Annotated in this window: 16 protein-coding genes; 8 read left to right on the top strand and 8 right to left on the bottom strand. The window is 57.8% G+C overall.

Going from position 1 to position 16,235, the window contains the following annotated elements:
• Positions 1 to 768: 768 nt before the first annotated feature.
• The 4 genes from HMPREF2541_RS03460 to smpB all read right to left on the bottom strand — a co-directional run bounded on the left by HMPREF2541_RS03460 (position 769) and on the right by smpB (position 3,392).
• Entirely contained in the window at positions 769 to 1,530 is a 762-nt protein-coding gene (locus tag HMPREF2541_RS03460; RefSeq protein WP_141744192.1) for a hypothetical protein, read from the bottom strand.
• A gap of 87 nt (positions 1,531 to 1,617) precedes the next feature.
• A complete protein-coding gene (map, locus tag HMPREF2541_RS03465) occupies positions 1,618 to 2,394 on the bottom strand; it encodes a type I methionyl aminopeptidase (protein WP_003823082.1) in 777 nt (258 codons plus the stop codon).
• Positions 2,395 to 2,489: 95 nt separating this feature from the next.
• Positions 2,490 to 2,861, bottom strand: a complete 372-nt coding sequence (locus HMPREF2541_RS03470; RefSeq protein ID WP_003823083.1) for a hypothetical protein — start codon at positions 2,859 to 2,861, stop codon at positions 2,490 to 2,492.
• A gap of 84 nt (positions 2,862 to 2,945) precedes the next feature.
• Complete coding sequence (smpB, locus tag HMPREF2541_RS03475) at positions 2,946 to 3,392, bottom strand: SsrA-binding protein SmpB (RefSeq protein ID WP_255361181.1); 447 nt, start codon at positions 3,390 to 3,392, stop codon at positions 2,946 to 2,948.
• Positions 3,393 to 3,615: 223 nt separating this feature from the next.
• On the opposite strand from smpB, the gene HMPREF2541_RS03480 reads away from it, so the two are divergent.
• The 7 genes from HMPREF2541_RS03480 to HMPREF2541_RS03510 all read left to right on the top strand — a co-directional run bounded on the left by HMPREF2541_RS03480 (position 3,616) and on the right by HMPREF2541_RS03510 (position 9,803).
• Positions 3,616 to 4,272 (top strand): GrxB family glutaredoxin, encoded by a 657-nt coding sequence (locus tag HMPREF2541_RS03480; protein ID WP_070541740.1) that lies wholly within the window; start codon positions 3,616 to 3,618, stop codon positions 4,270 to 4,272.
• Between the two features lie 2 nt (positions 4,273 to 4,274).
• Entirely contained in the window at positions 4,275 to 5,600 is a 1,326-nt protein-coding gene (locus HMPREF2541_RS03485) for a DUF445 domain-containing protein (RefSeq protein WP_003823086.1), read from the top strand.
• Between the two features lie 228 nt (positions 5,601 to 5,828).
• The gene (locus HMPREF2541_RS03490; RefSeq protein WP_070541743.1) at positions 5,829 to 6,434 is read left to right on the top strand and encodes an SUKH-4 family immunity protein; all 606 of its coding nucleotides are present in this window, start codon (positions 5,829 to 5,831) and stop codon (positions 6,432 to 6,434) included.
• 81 nt (positions 6,435 to 6,515) lie between these two features.
• Complete coding sequence (locus tag HMPREF2541_RS03495) at positions 6,516 to 7,175, top strand: NAD(P)H-dependent oxidoreductase (protein WP_049258825.1); 660 nt, start codon at positions 6,516 to 6,518, stop codon at positions 7,173 to 7,175.
• A 110-nt stretch (positions 7,176 to 7,285) separates the two neighbouring features.
• Positions 7,286 to 7,978 carry a class I SAM-dependent methyltransferase gene (locus HMPREF2541_RS03500; protein WP_070541746.1) on the top strand — a complete coding sequence of 231 codons (693 nt, stop codon included), beginning with the start codon at positions 7,286 to 7,288 and terminating at the stop codon, positions 7,976 to 7,978.
• Between the two features lie 91 nt (positions 7,979 to 8,069).
• Positions 8,070 to 8,984 (top strand): DMT family transporter, encoded by a 915-nt coding sequence (locus HMPREF2541_RS03505; protein WP_070541749.1) that lies wholly within the window; start codon positions 8,070 to 8,072, stop codon positions 8,982 to 8,984.
• A gap of 51 nt (positions 8,985 to 9,035) precedes the next feature.
• Complete coding sequence (locus HMPREF2541_RS03510; protein WP_064086980.1) at positions 9,036 to 9,803, top strand: DUF4336 domain-containing protein; 768 nt, start codon at positions 9,036 to 9,038, stop codon at positions 9,801 to 9,803.
• A gap of 130 nt (positions 9,804 to 9,933) precedes the next feature.
• On the opposite strand, the gene lepB is transcribed toward HMPREF2541_RS03510, so the two are convergent.
• Positions 9,934 to 10,974 (bottom strand): signal peptidase I, encoded by a 1,041-nt coding sequence (gene lepB, locus HMPREF2541_RS03515; protein ID WP_064086981.1) that lies wholly within the window; start codon positions 10,972 to 10,974, stop codon positions 9,934 to 9,936.
• 42 nt (positions 10,975 to 11,016) lie between these two features.
• Positions 11,017 to 12,810, bottom strand: a complete 1,794-nt coding sequence (gene lepA, locus HMPREF2541_RS03520; RefSeq protein ID WP_003823096.1) for a translation elongation factor 4 — start codon at positions 12,808 to 12,810, stop codon at positions 11,017 to 11,019.
• 322 nt (positions 12,811 to 13,132) lie between these two features.
• Between lepA and menA the strand changes: the two genes are divergently transcribed.
• Complete coding sequence (menA, locus tag HMPREF2541_RS03525) at positions 13,133 to 14,038, top strand: 1,4-dihydroxy-2-naphthoate octaprenyltransferase (RefSeq protein WP_064086982.1); 906 nt, start codon at positions 13,133 to 13,135, stop codon at positions 14,036 to 14,038.
• A gap of 212 nt (positions 14,039 to 14,250) precedes the next feature.
• Here menA and HMPREF2541_RS03530 read toward each other — a convergent pair whose 3' ends face one another.
• Together HMPREF2541_RS03530 and hisS are read right to left on the bottom strand one after the other, a co-directional pair.
• Complete coding sequence (locus HMPREF2541_RS03530) at positions 14,251 to 14,880, bottom strand: YfgM family protein (RefSeq protein ID WP_064086983.1); 630 nt, start codon at positions 14,878 to 14,880, stop codon at positions 14,251 to 14,253.
• A complete protein-coding gene (gene hisS / locus HMPREF2541_RS03535) occupies positions 14,881 to 16,173 on the bottom strand; it encodes a histidine--tRNA ligase (protein WP_070541752.1) in 1,293 nt (430 codons plus the stop codon).
• Positions 16,174 to 16,235: the final 62 nt, after the last annotated feature.

Consider the following 16,235-nt stretch of genomic DNA (forward strand, 5'->3'; position numbering starts at 1 on the left):
TCCTTTAAAATAAATTTTGCTTCCTAAGCCCCTAGTTTAAATATATATGCAGAAGATATTGAGATATTTTCAAACATTCTTTGTCCAAAAACGATAGAATATAAGGATAGGGTAATTTTATCTTGGTGGGCAGAAACAGATGAAGATATTGAAGAAATTAAAAAAATATTTGATGAAGGAATAAGAAATTTTCTTTCTATTTCAAAAGCTGAAAAAGCTATTAATTATATTATATTATATGATATCTTTTTTAATACTTCTCAAACTGCCAGTGATGAAACTTATAAAAATGTTGCCGATCTAATTAAAAAAAACTGGGAATACCATTTAATAACAAACTACCCCAATAAAAAATTTATTGTTGAAATTATTGGAGAATATGAACAGTTTGGTGTTACCTTTTATCAAGCTCCATAAGTAAGCAGGTTTGGTTAGCCTCAGGAATAACCCAACAAATTAAAGTGAAATGTTGGGTTTACCAACCCAACCTACGCCCTGCCCGATCAACAGGCTACCTGAAAAAATAGTTTCAGGTAGCCTGCTCATGTGTGGGATGTAGGGAGTGTGCGGAACGCACGCACGTGGCTTGGGAATACGGCAACTTGGCATAATGGGCAACGGCGTGCGTGCCTGAGGCACGCACCCTACACCGCACAAACTTTCCTGCAAGAAAGGCTACCTGAAACATTTTTCAGGTAGCCTTTTCGCGGTTTGGCTGGCATAAACCCCGCCCTATACGCTTTCAGGTAGCCTTTCGATGGGCTATACCTAGTGCCTTGGCTGGCGGTAGTTGTCGAGATCAACGATGCGTTCGAGCAGCATGTCGCACAAATCGTCCATGCTGTCTTCGTCGAATGCGCCGTTTTCGGCCACGAGGTCTTCGAGCCAATCGAGGCTGCGGCAGAGGCGCTGGTAGTTGATTTCGGTGTAGGCGGCGGGGCTGGTGGGGAGTTCGCTTTGCAGGAGGGCGAGGCCGTCGTCGCAGAGGTTGTCCCATGCGCCGAGGCGGCAGGATTCGCAGATGTCTTCGGCGGTGCGCACCATTTCGCCGGTGTCGCCGCTGCTTTCAAACAGGAGCTGGGCTTCTTTGCCGTAGGTGGTGTCTTCAAAATATTCGTGCCAAGGCTCGAAGCTGAGGCCTTCGAAGTTTTGCGGCACGAATTCTGCGGGCAGGTTGCTCAGCAGTTCGAGCATCTCTTCGGCGCTGTAGAAGCGGCCGTGCGCGCCCACTTTTACGGGGTCGGGGATTTCGCCCCAGTAAAAGCCGCTGAATTCTTCGAGCAGGATTTGGAAGGTGTTGTCGTGCCGGTCGATGATGCCGAGGAAGTCGTGGTGCTGCTGCAGGCGGCTGAAATATTGGGGCAGCTCGGCAGCGGACACGGTAATGGGGCTGCCGCCGTCGATGTGGGCGTCGTCGGTGTAGAAGGAATAGAAAATTTGGTAGGTGCGGTTCATGGCGGGACTTGGCGAAGGGAAAAGGCTACCTGAAAAATCGGGGGTGGCTGAAACGTTTATTTCTTCCTGCCGCATAGGCTTGCCTGGCGCGGAGAAATGATAGTTTCAGCCAAGCGCGGATGCGGTTCGGCTGGTTGGCCGGAATGGGGCGGAGCGGCGGGATTAGGGCCGGCCGGTGCGGGGGCTGATGGTGAGGATTTCGTAGCCGGTGTCGGTAACGAGCACTTCGTGTTCCCATTGGGCGGAGAGTTTGCGGTCTTTGGTCACCACGGTCCAGCCGTCTTCGAGGATGCGCAGGTGGCGTTTGCCTTGGTTGATCATGGGCTCGATGGTGAAAATCATGCCTGGCTGCAACACGGGGCCGGTGCCTCTTTTGCCGTAGTGGACGACTTGCGGGTCTTCGTGGAAGCTGCGGCCGATGCCGTGGCCGCAAAATTCCTGCACCACGGAGTAGCCGGCGTTTTCGGCAATTTGTTGGCAGGCGTAGCCGATGTCGCCAAGGGTGGCTCCGGGCTTCACGGCTTCGATGCCGGCCATCATGCTTTGGTGGGTGATGTCGATCAGGCGCTGCGCCTGCGGGCTGATGGTGCCCACGGTATACATGCGGCTGGAATCGCCGTGGAAGCCGTCTTTTTTGATGGTGATGTCGATATTGAGGATATCGCCGTTTTTCAGTGGTTTATCGTCGGGTATGCCGTGGCAGATAACGTGGTTTACGGAGGTGCAGCAGGATTTTGGAAAGGGGGGATTGCCGTAGTGCAGAGGCGCGGGGTAGCCGCCTTGCACGTTTACATGATAATCGTGCACCAGCTGGTTGAGTTCGTTGGTGGTAACGCCGGGTTTGACGAAATCGCCGATGTAGTCGAGGGCTTCGGCGGCCAGGCGGCCGAGTTCGCGCATTTTTTCGATTTCTTCGGGGGTTTTGATGATGATAGCCATATTGTTTTTCCTAATAATTTCGGTAAGGGCTACCTGAAAACGAGGCTTTGGCCGGGCTTTTGCCAGGCCAAAACTTTTTCAGGTAGCCTTGGATGTTATTCCTGTTCGCCGTTGCGGCGTTTGCGGCGCAGCAGGATGCCGTGGGCGCCGTATTTTTGCGGCACGATGCCGCTGCGGGCGAGCAGCATGAGTGCGCCGAGCAGCATCATGCCGAGCGCCGCCAGCGGGGCAGTGTTGATAAACATTTGGTTGCGCAGGTAAACCGCGGCGCCGATATACATCAGCATGGGGCCGTGCACAATGCTTTGGGTGTTGATGCCGTCGAGCAGCAGCAGGGCAAGGCCGCCCAACACCAGCGCGAGAGCCAGCAGCGTGGCGGTGGTGGGCAGGATGTCGGTGCTGCTGAGAAACCAAACGGCGCCGAAAATAATCAGCACGATGGGGAGGAAAAGGGAGGATTGTTTCATAAGGGGCTCCTGCTGAAGGTGGGGCTACCTGAAATCTGGCGGCATGGCGCTTTCAGGTAGCCTTTAATCGGACACGCAAACAACTCAGCGGTTTTTCAACAGCCGCTGTTTTTCGCGCTTCCAATCGGCTTCTTTCATGCTTTGGCGTTTGTCGTGCTGTTTTTTGCCTTTGGCCAGGCCGATGTCCATTTTGATGTAGCCGCGCCGGTAGTGCAGGTTGAGCGGCACGAGGGTGTAGCCGCTGCGTTCCACCTTGCCGATCAGCTTATTGATTTCGCTCTGCTTGAGCAACAGCTTGCGCTGGCGCACCGGATCGGGCTTAACGTGGGTGGAGGCGGTGGGCAGCGCGGTGATGTGGCAGCCCACCAGGTAAAACGCGTCTTTTTTCCAGTGGATATAGCTTTCTTTCAGCTGCACGCGGCCGGCGCGCACGGCTTTCACTTCCCAGCCGTCGAGCACCAATCCGGCCTCGAGCTGGTCTTCGATAAAATAATCGTGAAAGGCTTTTTTATTGTTGGCGATACTCATGATGCTTTGCCGTTTCGTTACAGAAAGCGGATTTTAACAGCAAACCGCGCCGCTGAACATTCGCCCGGCGCTGCTAGGCCAACGGCTTGGGCTGGCAGACATAGCGAATAAAATTTAAGAATGCGACAGCATTGGCTCCTTTTTAATCCGCGATACTTTCAGGTAGCCCTCTGCCGCCGTGCTACAATCTGCCTGTTTGAAATCAAACCCCGCCAAGGAAACCGCCATGAAGCTCTATATCTACGACCACTGCCCCTTCTGCGTGCGCGCCCGCATGATTTTCGGCCTGCGCAATGTGCCGGTGGAAGAAATCGTTTTGCTGAACGACGACGAAGCCACGCCCATCGGACTAATCGGCGCCAAACAAGTGCCCATCCTGCAAAAGCCCGACGGCAGCCACATGGGCGAGAGCCTCGATATCGTGCGCTATGTAGACGAACTCGCCGGCCAAGCCCGGTTGGATGAAACCATCCGCCCCGCCGTGCAGGCTTGGTTTGACCAAGTAAACAAATTCTACAACCATCTGGTGATGCCGCGCGAAGTGCGACTCGAGCCTCCGCTGCCCGAATTCGCCACCGCCGAAGCCATTGCCTACTTCGTACAGAAAAAAGAGCAAAACATCGGCAGCTTCGAGCAAAACCTAGCCGAAACCAACACCTATCTCGAGCGCATCCATCTCGCCCTGCCCGAGCTGGCCGCGCTGTTGGGCAAACAACCTTATCTCAACGGCAGCGCCCCCGGCATGGAAGACATCATCATTTTCCCCGTGTTGCGCAACCTCACCCTGGTGAAAGGCATCGCCTTCCCCGCCAAGCTGCAGGCCTATATCGAACGCCTGTCGGCCGAGAGCAAAGTGCCGCTCTATTCCGAGCGCGCCCTATAGCCATGAACATCCTGTCCGGCCACGCCCAAGAAGCCGCCGCCCGCGCCAGGCTGCAACGCAGCCGCCGCCAGGCCGGCGGTCTGCTGCTGGCTGCCGTATTGCTGTTTATCGTTTCCGCGCTGTTCGTGCAGCGCCACCCCGCGCTGGGCTACCTGAAAGCCTTCGCCGAAGCCGCCACCGTCGGCGCGTTGGCCGACTGGTTTGCCGTAACCGCCCTCTTCCGCCATCCACTCGGCCTCAAAATCCCCCACACCGCCATCCTGCCGCGCAACCAAAACCGCATTGCCGACGAGCTCGGCCGCTTCATCGAAACCAACTTCCTGCCCGAGCGCCCCATCGCCATCCGCATCTACCGCCTGCGCATCGCCGAAAAACTGCGCCGCTGGCTGGCGCGCAGCAGCACCCGCCAAGAATGGCTGCCCGCCCTCGCCCGCCAAATCCCCGCCGCCCTGCAAACCATCCCACCGCAAGAAGCTGCCCGTCTCGGCGCCGCCTTTTTAGCCACACACGGCAGCGGCAAACAACTCGGCACCGCCCTCTCCCAAGCCCTGCTCCTGCTCGAACAGCAAGGGCTGCCTGAAAGCCTGCAAACCGCCCTGCTCGGTCAAATCCGCCATTGGATCAAACAGCCCGACACCCGCGTTTTACTCGAAGAAAACCTCCGCGCCTGGGCTGAAAAAATCGAAACCAGCCAACCCGACACCTGGGACAAACTTAAAGCCCAGCTGCGCGGCCGCCTCGTTGGCCAAATCGACAGCTGGGTGGCGCAAAAAGCCCTCGACTGGGCCGACAACTACCTCGAAGCCGCCCTCACCAGCCCGCAGCACGAACTGCGCACCGTCTTCCGCCGTCAATACCGCGCCCTCGCCCAAGAGCTCGCCACATCAGAAGCCTGGCAGCGCAAACTCGCCCTGGCCAAACGCCGCCTGGCCGACTCCCCCGGGCTGAAACAGCAAATTGCCCAACTGTGGCAAAGCCTTACCACCCGACTCGCCGCCGATGCCCAACACCCCGATTCTGCTACTGCCCGCCGGCTGAACAGCCTGCTTACCTACCTGCTGCAGCAACACGCCGCCACCCCGCAGCAGCTGCGCCGCCTCAACGTGCGCCTCGCCCTGCTCGCCCGCAGCCTGGTGCGCCGCCACCGCCACGCCGCCGCCGAATTTATCGCCGACAAAGTGAAAAGCTGGGACAGCCGCCAAATGAGCGACAAACTCGAGCTTTCCATCGGTCGTGATTTACAGTTTATCCGCATCAACGGCACCTTAGTCGGCGGCCTGGTCGGCCTGCTGATTTACACCCTCAGCCAATGGCTGCCCGCACTGTAGGCAGGTTTCAACTGCAAAAGGCTACCTGAAAGCGAAGTTTCGGCTCAGCTGAAGCTGGATTTTTGCGAAGCTTAAGCGCAGTTAAATGCGTGGCCAAATTTTCAGGTAGCCTTTCTGAAACAGGCTACCTGAAAGTGTAAAATACCCTCCGCCATCATCGATCCAAACCCTCGTTTTAATTTGGCTTGCAGGTAGCCTGCCCACCGCAAATGCCACCCCAACACCGCTATGAACCTAGCCCAAGCCCTCACTGCCGACCATATTCCCATCCTCCGCCCCGCTGCCTATAGCGCCGGAGAGCCGGCCGGCCTCAATACTGTTTTCAAAGACGGCATCGCCTATCTGGCCGACTATCCGCCAGCCCGTTTCCACTTCGTCCGCCTCCCCGATGAAACCATCGACATCCAAACCCCGCGCGGCGAAGCCCGCTGCTTCGGCAAATACGGCTATGGCGACAGCTATTTCGTGGTGGCCGCAGATGATGCGGTGTGGCTGTATTCGCCACGCGCCGAAAACGCTTGGGAGCAGGAATGGGTATTGGTTAACAGCAGCCTAGCCTTGTTTGTACAAACTTATTGCCGGCTGATGTCTGCCGTATTCCTGCTCAAAGCCGATTTCGCCCAAGGCTACAACTTTGACCAAGGCACAGCCCTGGCCACACAACTGCAAAACTGGCTCACCCAAGCCGACCCCGATGCCGCTACCGACCACGCCTTTTGGAGCCACCCACTCTACGAAATCGAAGACGGCTTCTTCCATCTGGCAAACAACCCTGTCAGCCGCCAAATCGGCATGCCCGAACACCGTTATCAGGAAAACAAACAGGCTACCTGAAAAACACACAGAGCCAATTTCTGCGCCGCCCAAACCAATCATCCCTTCAATAAACATGCAGCGCCATAGAAAGGAACCGTCATGATCCTCACCCGCCAGCAAGCCCTCGATATTTTCCGCCGCCGCGTTTCCACCCGCTACTACGACCCCGCACGCAAAATCAGCGCCGAAGATTTCGCCGCCATCCTCGATTTCGGCCGCCTCTCGCCCAGCTCCGTCGGCTCCGAACCGTGGAAGTTTCTGGTGATACAAAACCAAGAGCTGCGCGAAAAAATCAAGCCCGTGGCCTGGGGCATGCAGGCCACCATTGCCGAAGCCAGCCACCTAGTGATTCTGCTGGCGAAAAAACACGCCCGCTACGACAGCCCCTTTTTCAGCGAGCTGATGAACCGGCGCGGCTTCACCCCCGAACAGCGCGCCGCCGCCCTTGAGCGCTACCGCAGCTTCCAAATCCACGATATCGCCATTGCCGACGACGAACGCGCCCTATTTGACTGGGCAAGCAAGCAAAGCTACATCGCCCTGGCCAATATGCTCACCGGCGCCGCCATGCTCGGCATCGACTCCTGCCCCATAGAAGGCATGGACTACGCCGCTGTGGAGCACATCCTCGCCCAAGCCGGGCTGCTCGACCCCGCCGAATACGGCGTATCCGTGGCCGCCACCTTCGGCTACCGCGCCCGCGATATTCAGCCCAAACCACGCCGCGATGCCGCCGAAACCGTGGTTTGGGCGGAATAAAGCGGACGGCCGAGCCGATAGTTTCAGCTTCGCCGAAACCCGCACCGCCCGCTTTCAGGTAGCCCCCATATGCCAACAGGCTACCTGAAACCGCCTGCCCGAGAAAAACCATGTCCAAAACCCTCCAAAGCCAATTCAACGCCGTATCCGAACAATACGACGGCCAGCGCCGCGCTCTCATCCCTTGTTTCGACCTCTTCTACCAAACCGCTGCCGATCTCGCCGCAGCCGTGCCCAACGTGCGCCGCGTGCTCGACCTCGGCGCGGGCACCGGCCTGATGAGCGCCTTCGTGCACACACGCTGCCCCCAGGCCGAATTCATCCTGGCCGACATCTCCATGCAGATGCTCGCCAAAGCGCAAGAATGCTTCTGCGGCCTGCCAAATTTCCACTTTATCGAACAAGACCTCACCCGGCTCGCACCCGGTGGCGGGCTACCTGAAAACGGCTTCGACCTCATCGTCTCCTCCCTCGCCATCCACCACCTCGACAACCCGCAAAAGCAAACCCTGTTCCGCCAAATCGCCCGCCTGCTCGCCCCGAACGGCCGCTTCATCAACGCCGACCAAGTGCTGGGCGAAACCGCAGCCGCCGAAGCCGCCTATACCGAACACTGGCGGCGGCACGTAACCGCCCATCCCGATTTGTCCGCCGAAGCCAAAGCCGCCGCCTTCGAGCGCATCAAACTCGACCGCATGGCCACCCTGTCCGGCCAATTCCAATGGCTCACCGCCGCCGGCCTACCGCCCACACTCTATTTCCAGCACTACAATTTCGTAGTGTTCGCCGCCGACAAACCCTAAGATTAAAAATGCCGCCTCCTCTGTGCGGCAACCTCACTTTCAGGTAGCCTCTAATAAAAGTAGCTTAAAAAACCAAACACACAGGATATTTATGCACACACATTCTTTACGCCCGCACCTGCAGCTCCTCGGCATGGCCTTGCTGTGGGGCGCAAACTGGTCATGGGGCAGAGCCGTGGTTCAATCCATGCCCCCGCTCACGGCTGCCACGCTGCGTTTCATACTGGCCGCCATCCTGCTGGTGGGCTGGCTGTTGCTGAAAGAAGGCACGCGCCCGCTGCTCCGGCTCACCCTGCGCCAATGGGCGGGTTTGGCCGCGGCTGCGGCGTTCGGCGTATGCAGCTATGCCGTGTTTTTCATGCAGGCACTGCAATACGTTCCCGCCGGCAAGGCCGCCACCGTGGTGGCACTCAACCCCATTCCGACGCTGCTGCTGGCCGCCGTGCTGTTTAAAGAACGGCTCAATGGCGGCATAATAATCGGTATGGCCTTGGCCGTGTTCGGCGCACTCACCGCCATCGCGCGCGGCAACCCCCTATCCATATTGGCCGGCGGCCTCGGCACGGGCGAATACCTGCTGCTCACCACCGTGCTGTGTTGGACAGGCTACGCCCTCATCGGCCGCGTTTTGCTGCAAGGCATCAGCCCCCTCCTAACCACCGCCGCCACCGTAGCCATCGGCGCACTGATGCTGCTGTTTCTAACCACGCTTTACGAAGGCAGCGCATTCACCCACAGCCTGCAGCACACGCCCGCTCGGGTGTGGCTGTTGCTCGCCGCCATGTCTTTCGGCGCCACCATGCTGGCCTATCTTTGGTATTTCGACGGCATCCGCCAGCTCGGTGTCGGCACGGCCTCGGCCTACATGGCACTCGTGCCCGTATTCGGCATCGCCATCGCCACCTTTTGGCTGCACGAGCCGCCGCACGTCTCATTATTGATTGGCGGCGCAGCCGTGGTGACCGGGATGAGCCTGATGAACTTCGCCAAACGCACGAAACGGTAATAAAACATTTCAGGTAGCCCCATCCAAGGCTACCTGAAAAAAGGAAACACCATGTCCGCCCCCATCCACCTCTACCGCCCGCTACACACCCTCAAACCCTTCGGCAGCAATATCTGGATTGCCGACGGCGGCATCGTGCGTATGGCCTTTCCGCTCGGCCTGAGCATCCCTTTCAGCACCCGCATGACGGTTATCCGCCTCGCCGATGGCGGCCTCTGGTGCCACTCCCCCATCGAGCCAAACCCGGAACTGTTATCCCGAATCAACGCATTGGGAGAAGTGCGCCACCTCGTCTCGCCCAACCGCATCCACTACGCCCACATCCCCGCTTGGCAAAAACACTATCCCCAAGCCACAGCCTGGGCCAGCCTCGGTGTGCGCGAACGCGCAGCCGCCCAGCGCATTGCCGTAGCCTTCGATGCCGATTTGGGCTCCAGCGCCCCAGCCCAATGGGCAGACGACATTGCCCAGCTCCCCTTCCTCGGCAGCCCGGTTATGACTGAAACCGTATTCTTCCACCGCGCCAGCCGCACCCTAATCCTCGCCGACCTCATCGAAAACTTCGAGCCCGCCAAATTCTCCAACCGCTTCTGGGCGCAGGTAATGAAATGGGTTGGCATCGCCGAGCCCGACGGCAAAACCCCGCCCGACTGGCGCGCCACCTTCCGCAACCGCGCTGCCGCCCGCGAGAGCCTGGCGCAAATACTCGCCTGGCAGCCCGACAAAATCATCCTCGCCCACGGCCGCTGCTACGAAACCAACGGCACCGCCGAACTGCGCCGCGCCTTCCGCTGGCTCCAGCCGAATCAATCCAAATAGTCGCTACCAGGAGTGAAGTAAGGCACCATATCCATCTGATTTACAACAAGGATAAAGACTACCTGAAACTTTCAGGTAGCCTTTTACATAAGCAGCAAAAACCGGCCAGCCGGCCGGTTTTTCTTTCCTATCAGCGGATAGTGTTGCCGATGCGCGAAGTATCGCCCACGTTCATCCACACGAAAAACGCTTTGCCCACAATCAGCTTGTCGTCCACAAAGCCCCAGTAGCGCGAATCGGCGCTGCTGTCGCGGTTGTCGCCCATGGCGAAATATTTGCCCTCCGGCACAGTACATTTAAAGCCGCTGCCGTCTGCTTCGTATTCGCAATTTTCGCGCAAGCCGCTTTGATAGCCGTTTGCAGCAAAATTATTGGCGGATTCGGCCAAGAAGGGGATGGAAACCGTGGGCGCGTTTTCATTTTTCAGCACCTCGAAATGGCGGCCTTCCCAATCGGCGGAAAAGCGGGTGGCTTCCAGAATCCGCTCCGGTTTGTAATCATCGGGATATTGGTAGCCGCCCACCAAATTATCCTGCTCGGTTTTGCTGTTTACCGTCAGCACCTTATCGCGGTATTCCACCACATCGCCCGGCAGACCGACAATGCGCTTGATGTAGTTGGTGTCCGGCTCCACCGGATAATTGAACACCACCACATCGCCGCGCTGCACCTGCCCCACCGGAATCAGCACATTGTTCAACACCGGCACGCGGATACCGTAGCTGAACTTGTTCACCAGCACAAAGTCGCCCTTCACCAGCCCAGGCCGCATCGAGCTGGAGGGAATCTGAAACGGCTCGGCCACAAAAGTGCGCAGCACAAACACCACCAAAATCAGCGGGAAGAAGCTGCCCATATAATCGCGGAAATGGTTGTCGTCTTGCTCCGCTGCTTCAGCGTGATCAGTCAATTGCCTGCGCTGCTTGCGTGCCGCACGCGCCCACAGCCACACCGCGCCGGTAAACAGCACTAGCAGCAGCAGCACCGCCGTGAGGCTCATCAGCTTGGCCAAGAGGCCGAACGAGCCCACCATCATCAGGAGGTAGCCCCATTGCAGGCCGCCGCTCCATTCGCCGTTTTCCTGCCGCGTTTTCCCGCTCACGGCAAACAGCACGATGCCGGCCACCAAAGCGGCGATGGCGGCATAAAGGATTGTATTGGATTGTTCCACTTTGATATTTTCCCGTTTGAAATAAGTTCGATAAGCTTCAGGCTACTTATCGCCCACCTGCAAAATCGCCAAAAACGCGCTCTGCGGAATTTCCACGTTGCCCACCTGCTTCATGCGTTTCTTACCGGCCTTTTGTTTTTCCAGCAGTTTTTTCTTACGCGTGATGTCGCCGCCGTAGCATTTCGCCAATACGTTTTTGCGCAGCGCTTTCACGTTTTCGCGCGCGATAATCTGGCTGCCGATGGCGGCCTGCACGGCGATGTCGAACATTTGGCGCGGAATCAGTTCGCGCATTTTCGCTGCCAGCTCGCGGCCCCGCTGCACGGCGTTTTGGCGGTGTACAATCAGGCTGAGCGCGTCCACTTTGTCGCCGTTCACCATAATATCTAGTTTCACCAAATTGGCGGCACGGAACTCTTTGAAATGGTAGTCCAGCGAGGCATAGCCGCGCGAGGTGGATTTGAGCTTGTCGAAAAAGTCCATCACCACTTCGTTCATCGGCAAATCATAGGTAAGCATCACCTGACGGCCGAGATACTGCATATTGATTTGCACGCCGCGCTTCTGGTTGCATAGCGTCATCACATTGCCCACGTATTCCTGCGGCACCAGGATGGTGGCAGTGATAATCGGCTCCAAAATGGATTCCACCGTGGCCAAATCCGGCAATTTAGAAGGATTTTCCACTTCAATATGCTCGCCAGTCTTCAAAATCACTTCATACACCACAGTGGGCGCGGTGGTAATCAAGTCCATATCGAACTCGCGCTCCAGGCGTTCCTGCACAATTTCCAAGTGCAAGAGGCCGAGGAAGCCGCAGCGAAAACCGAAACCGAGCGCTTGAGAGACTTCCGGCTCGAATTTCAGCGAAGCATCATTGAGTTGCAGTTTTTCCAGCGCGTCGCGCAGGGCTTCGTAGTCGTGGCTTTCCACGGGATACAGACCGGCAAACACCTGGCTTTGCACTTCTTTGAAGCCGGGCAGCGGCTCAGCAGCGGGATTTTGCACCAGCGTTACCGTATCGCCCACTTTGGCTTGGCCGAGCTCTTTCACGCCGGTAATCAAAAAGCCTACTTCGCCCGCTTTAAGCTCTTGTCTGTTCACCGATTTCGGTGTAAACACGCCGAGCTGCTCCACTTGGCTTTCGGCCTTGGTGGACATAAAGCGCACTTTGTCTTTCAGTTTCAGCCGGCCGTTTTTCACGCGAATCAGCATCACCACACCGACATAGTTGTCGAACCACGAATCGATAATCACGGCTTGCAGCGGCGCGTTCTCATCGCCTTCGGGCGCGGGGATTTTGGCCACGATTTCTTCCAGCACGTCTTCCACGCCCAGTCCGGATTTGGCCGAGCAGGTTACCGCGCCCACCGCGTCGATGCCGACGATGTCTTCGATTTCCTGCGCCACGCGGTCGGGGTCGGCGGCGGGCAAGTCGATTTTGTTCAGCACCGGCACCACCTCCACGCCCAAATCAATCGCGGTGTAGCAGTTGGCCACGGTTTGCGCTTCCACACCCTGCGACGCGTCCACCACCAACAGCGCGCCTTCGCAGGCGGAAAGCGAGCGGGAGACTTCGTAGGAAAAATCGACGTGTCCGGGCGTATCAATCAGATTCAAAAGATAAGTTTCGCCATTGCGGGCTTTATAGTTCAGCGCGGCGGTTTGCGCCTTAATCGTGATGCCGCGCTCTTTTTCGATGTCCATGCTGTCCAAAACCTGCGAACTCATTTCGCGGTTTTCCAAGCCGCCGCAGTGTTGGATGAAGCGGTCGGCGAGCGTGGATTTACCGTGGTCAATATGGGCGATGATGGAGAAATTGCGGATATTGTTCATATTTTGGCAAAAAAGTAAGCGGTCGTGATGGTAGGCAAAAGCATCAGTTTGGCCGATAAGGGCTACCTGAAAAGCGGAGCTTCAGCAAAGTTAAAACAGGGGTGGCAACGCAGCAAGCCGTGCCGAAACCAAACTGCGTATTCTAGCCGAAAACGCTTGAAGCTGCCCGACAATTTGTTCACTCTCCCTCTTGACCCAACACAAGCAAAAAGCGCAAGCCCCAGCCCAATGGCGCAGAATCGGGTATCATGCCCGTTTTTCGTATCAGGCTACCTGAAACTGCCAATTGAATTTTTCAGGTAGCCTCCAAGCCACTCCCGCCATGCACGTCCTATTCCGCCTCATTCGTCCGCGCACCCTGCCGCTGGCCCTTGCCGCTGTTTGCTGCGGCAACGCCATTGCTTGGCACAGCAGCCCCGCAAGCTGGCGCAGCAGCGTGTTCCTGCTCAGCCTGCTCACCGCGCTGGCCCTGCAAATCGTTTCCAATATTGCCAACGATTACGGCGACGGCATACGCGGTACCGACCGCCACCGCGCCCCCAATGCGCCCGAACGCCTCACCGCCGGCGGCCAAATCCCTCTCCAACACATCCGCCGTCTCCTCGCCGCCAGCATATTGGCCGCCCTGCTCCTCGGCAGCACGCTCATCGCCCTCAGCTTGCGCCACCCGCAGCAATGGCTCGCCTTCCTGCTCTTAGGCAGCCTCGCTCTCGCCGCTGCCCTCACCTACACCCTAGGCCGCCATGCCTACGGCTACCACGGGCTGGGCGAAATCAGCGTATTCCTATTTTTCGGCCTGCTCGGCGTGCAAGGCAGCGCCTACCTGCAACAAGGCAGCTGCCCGCCAGAAGGCTGGCTGCCCGCCGCTGGTTGCGGCCTGCTCGCCGCAGCCGTGCTGCACATCAACAATATGCGCGACATCGAAAGCGACCGCCAATCCGGCAAAACCACCCCTGCCACCCGGCTGGGCTTTGAACGCAGCAAAACCCTGCACCGACTCCTCCTCACCACCGCCCTCATCTGCTACGCTGCCCTCGCCCCGCAAATTCCTAGCGGCCTCTTCTGGTTAACCGCACTACCGTTAGCCGCCACTCACCTGCACCGCCTGCAAACCGCCACCAACCCCGCCGCCGTCGGGCGCGAACTGCCACACATCGTGCGCCTTGCTTTGGCTATCAACCTACTTTTCGGCAGCGGCCTGCTGATCGATTCCCTAATCGCCATATAGCCAAATCACTCAACCCTTCAGGTAGCCTTTACAGGCAAATCAAGTATCAGCACATCAGTAAAACATTGGCGTATTATCTATGACAGCTCCTGTACAAATAATACTTCGCCTTACACGCTACCTGAAACCCAAAAGGCTACCTGAAAAAACGGCTGTTGCCGGCGGTGGGTTTTCCATCCGCCGGCAACAGCCGTTATGGGCTTTGGCCTGCCTTAGTTCATCTGGTCGATTTTCAGCTGTATGAACTCGCGCCCTTGGTCGTCTTGGGGCAGTTTGTCCATCGCCTGTTTGTAGGCGGCGGCGGCTTCGCTGCGTTTGCCTTGGGCGGCGTAAACATCGCCTTTGGTTTCCAACAAGATACCAGCGTAGGCTTCATCGGTATTCATGCCGAGGGTGGCGATGGCGTCATCGTATTTCTGCTGTTGCAGCTGCACGGTGGCCAGGCGCTGGATGACCATGGCACGGATGAGCGGTTCTTGGTGATATTTGAGTACCCAATTCAGGTGGCCGATGGCTTCGTCGTATTTACCTTGGTCGAAGGCGGCACCGGCCTGCATCAGGGTGGCTTGGGCGGCGGAGATGCTGGTCGGATATTGGCTTTGCAGTTGGGTGAGCAGCTTGGCGGCTTCGGCAGGCTTGTTGGCCTGCTGGTTTTCCGCCCATTGGTCGAACACGGCCACGGCTTCGTTGTTCACGCTGCGCTGGTGGCTGCTGTACATCACCCAGCCGAAGTAGCCGATGGCAGCCACCACGAGCAGGGCAAACAGCCAACGCCCCCAGCTGCGCCAGAAATATTTGAAGTTTTCAATTTCTTCTTGGTCTTTTAAATCGTAAACAGCCATTTAACCTATCCATTCGTTTAATTGTTTAAGCAAATCGGCAGCAGGCACGCTCACTTGGCCGCGCCCTTGCTGCATGTCTTTGAGGCTGGCTTTGCCTTCGGCCAGCTCGCCTTCGCCCACGATCAGCGCCACTTTGGCGCCGGATGCATCGGCTTTTTTCATTTGGGCGGCCAGTTTCTGGCTGCCGGAATGTTGCAGCACGCTGAAGCCGGCGGCGCGGGCGGCGGCGGCATATTGCATGCTGGGCAGCAGGGTATCGCCGCCTTGGTGTATCACGTAAATATCGGGTGCGGCATCGGCTTGCAGATTGCCGTATTCGTGCACCAGCAGCAACAGCCGCTCCACGCCCATGGCAAAGCCGATGGAGGGGGCGGATTTGCCGCCGAGTTCTTCAATCAGGCCGTCGTAGCGGCCGCCGCCGCACACGGTGGCCTGGGCGCCGAGTTTGTCGGTGGTCCATTCGAACACGGTTTGGTTGTAGTAGTCCAACCCGCGCACGAGGCGGTGGTTTTCCACATAGGCGATGCCCAAGCCGTCGAGCAGGGCTTTGAAACCGGCGTAGTGGGCGCGGGAGGCTTCGCCGAGGTAATCGGCCAGGCGCGGGGCGCCGTTGCAAATTTCCTGCAAATCGGGGTTTTTGCTGTCCAGCACGCGCAACGGATTGGTGTGCATACGGCGGAGGCTGTCTTCATCCAGCGCGGCTTCGTGCTGTTTCAGGTAGCCTACCAAGGCGGCGCGGTGGGCGGCGCGTTCTTCGCGGTTGCCCAGGCTGTTGATTTCCAAAGTCAGATATTGGCTGATGCCGAGCTCGCGCCACAAATCGGCGCACATGGCGATGATTTCAGCGTCGATATCGGGGCCTTCAAAGCCCAGCGCTTCCACGCCCACTTGATGAAATTGGCGGTAGCGCCCTTTCTGCGGGCGTTCGCGGCGGAACATGGGGCCCATATACCACAGCTTCTGGCCGCCGTTGTACAGCAGATTGTGCTCCACCACGGCGCGCAGGCAGGAGGCGGTGCCTTCGGGGCGCAGGCTGAGGCTGAGGGTGTCGTTGGAGTCGGCAAAGGTATACATTTCTTTGCCCACCACATCGGTGTCTTCGCCGATGGAGCGCACGAAAAGGCCGGTTTGCTCCACGATCGGGGTACGGATTTGGCGGTAGCCGAAGCGGTGCGCCCATTGGCCGATGCGGTTTTCAAAGGCCTGCCAGAAGGCGGCGGTGAGCTTGAAATCTTTCTGCTCCACCGGCAAGAGGTCGTTCATGCCTTTTACGGCTTGGATTTTTTGTCCCATGATTCGGTTTGGGGAGAGGGGTAAACGGAAATGCGGATTATAGCGGATATGTGGGGGTTCGG

Origin of the sequence: Eikenella sp. HMSC061C02, assembly GCF_001809035.1 — a bacterium.
GTDB lineage: Bacteria > Pseudomonadota > Gammaproteobacteria > Burkholderiales > Neisseriaceae > Eikenella > Eikenella corrodens.

What these genes read in the sequence shown, in the direction of transcription:
- HMPREF2541_RS03460 (WP_141744192.1), bottom strand. Translation starts at nt 1,530, where the DNA reads ATGCGGCAGGAAGAAATAAACGTTTCAGCCACCCCCGATTTTTCAGGT.
- map (WP_003823082.1), bottom strand. Translation starts at nt 2,394, where the DNA reads ATGGCTATCATCATCAAAACCCCCGAAGAAATCGAAAAAATGCGCGAA.
- HMPREF2541_RS03470 (WP_003823083.1), bottom strand. Translation starts at nt 2,861, where the DNA reads ATGAAACAATCCTCCCTTTTCCTCCCCATCGTGCTGATTATTTTCGGC.
- HMPREF2541_RS03480 (WP_070541740.1), top strand. Translation starts at nt 3,616, where the DNA reads ATGAAGCTCTATATCTACGACCACTGCCCCTTCTGCGTGCGCGCCCGC.
- HMPREF2541_RS03485 (WP_003823086.1), top strand. Translation starts at nt 4,275, where the DNA reads ATGAACATCCTGTCCGGCCACGCCCAAGAAGCCGCCGCCCGCGCCAGG.
- HMPREF2541_RS03490 (WP_070541743.1), top strand. Translation starts at nt 5,829, where the DNA reads ATGAACCTAGCCCAAGCCCTCACTGCCGACCATATTCCCATCCTCCGC.
- HMPREF2541_RS03495 (WP_049258825.1), top strand. Translation starts at nt 6,516, where the DNA reads ATGATCCTCACCCGCCAGCAAGCCCTCGATATTTTCCGCCGCCGCGTT.
- HMPREF2541_RS03500 (WP_070541746.1), top strand. Translation starts at nt 7,286, where the DNA reads ATGTCCAAAACCCTCCAAAGCCAATTCAACGCCGTATCCGAACAATAC.
- HMPREF2541_RS03505 (WP_070541749.1), top strand. Translation starts at nt 8,070, where the DNA reads ATGCACACACATTCTTTACGCCCGCACCTGCAGCTCCTCGGCATGGCC.
- HMPREF2541_RS03510 (WP_064086980.1), top strand. Translation starts at nt 9,036, where the DNA reads ATGTCCGCCCCCATCCACCTCTACCGCCCGCTACACACCCTCAAACCC.
- lepA (WP_003823096.1), bottom strand. Translation starts at nt 12,810, where the DNA reads ATGAACAATATCCGCAATTTCTCCATCATCGCCCATATTGACCACGGT.
- menA (WP_064086982.1), top strand. Translation starts at nt 13,133, where the DNA reads ATGCACGTCCTATTCCGCCTCATTCGTCCGCGCACCCTGCCGCTGGCC.
- HMPREF2541_RS03530 (WP_064086983.1), bottom strand. Translation starts at nt 14,880, where the DNA reads ATGGCTGTTTACGATTTAAAAGACCAAGAAGAAATTGAAAACTTCAAA.
- hisS (WP_070541752.1), bottom strand. Translation starts at nt 16,173, where the DNA reads ATGGGACAAAAAATCCAAGCCGTAAAAGGCATGAACGACCTCTTGCCG.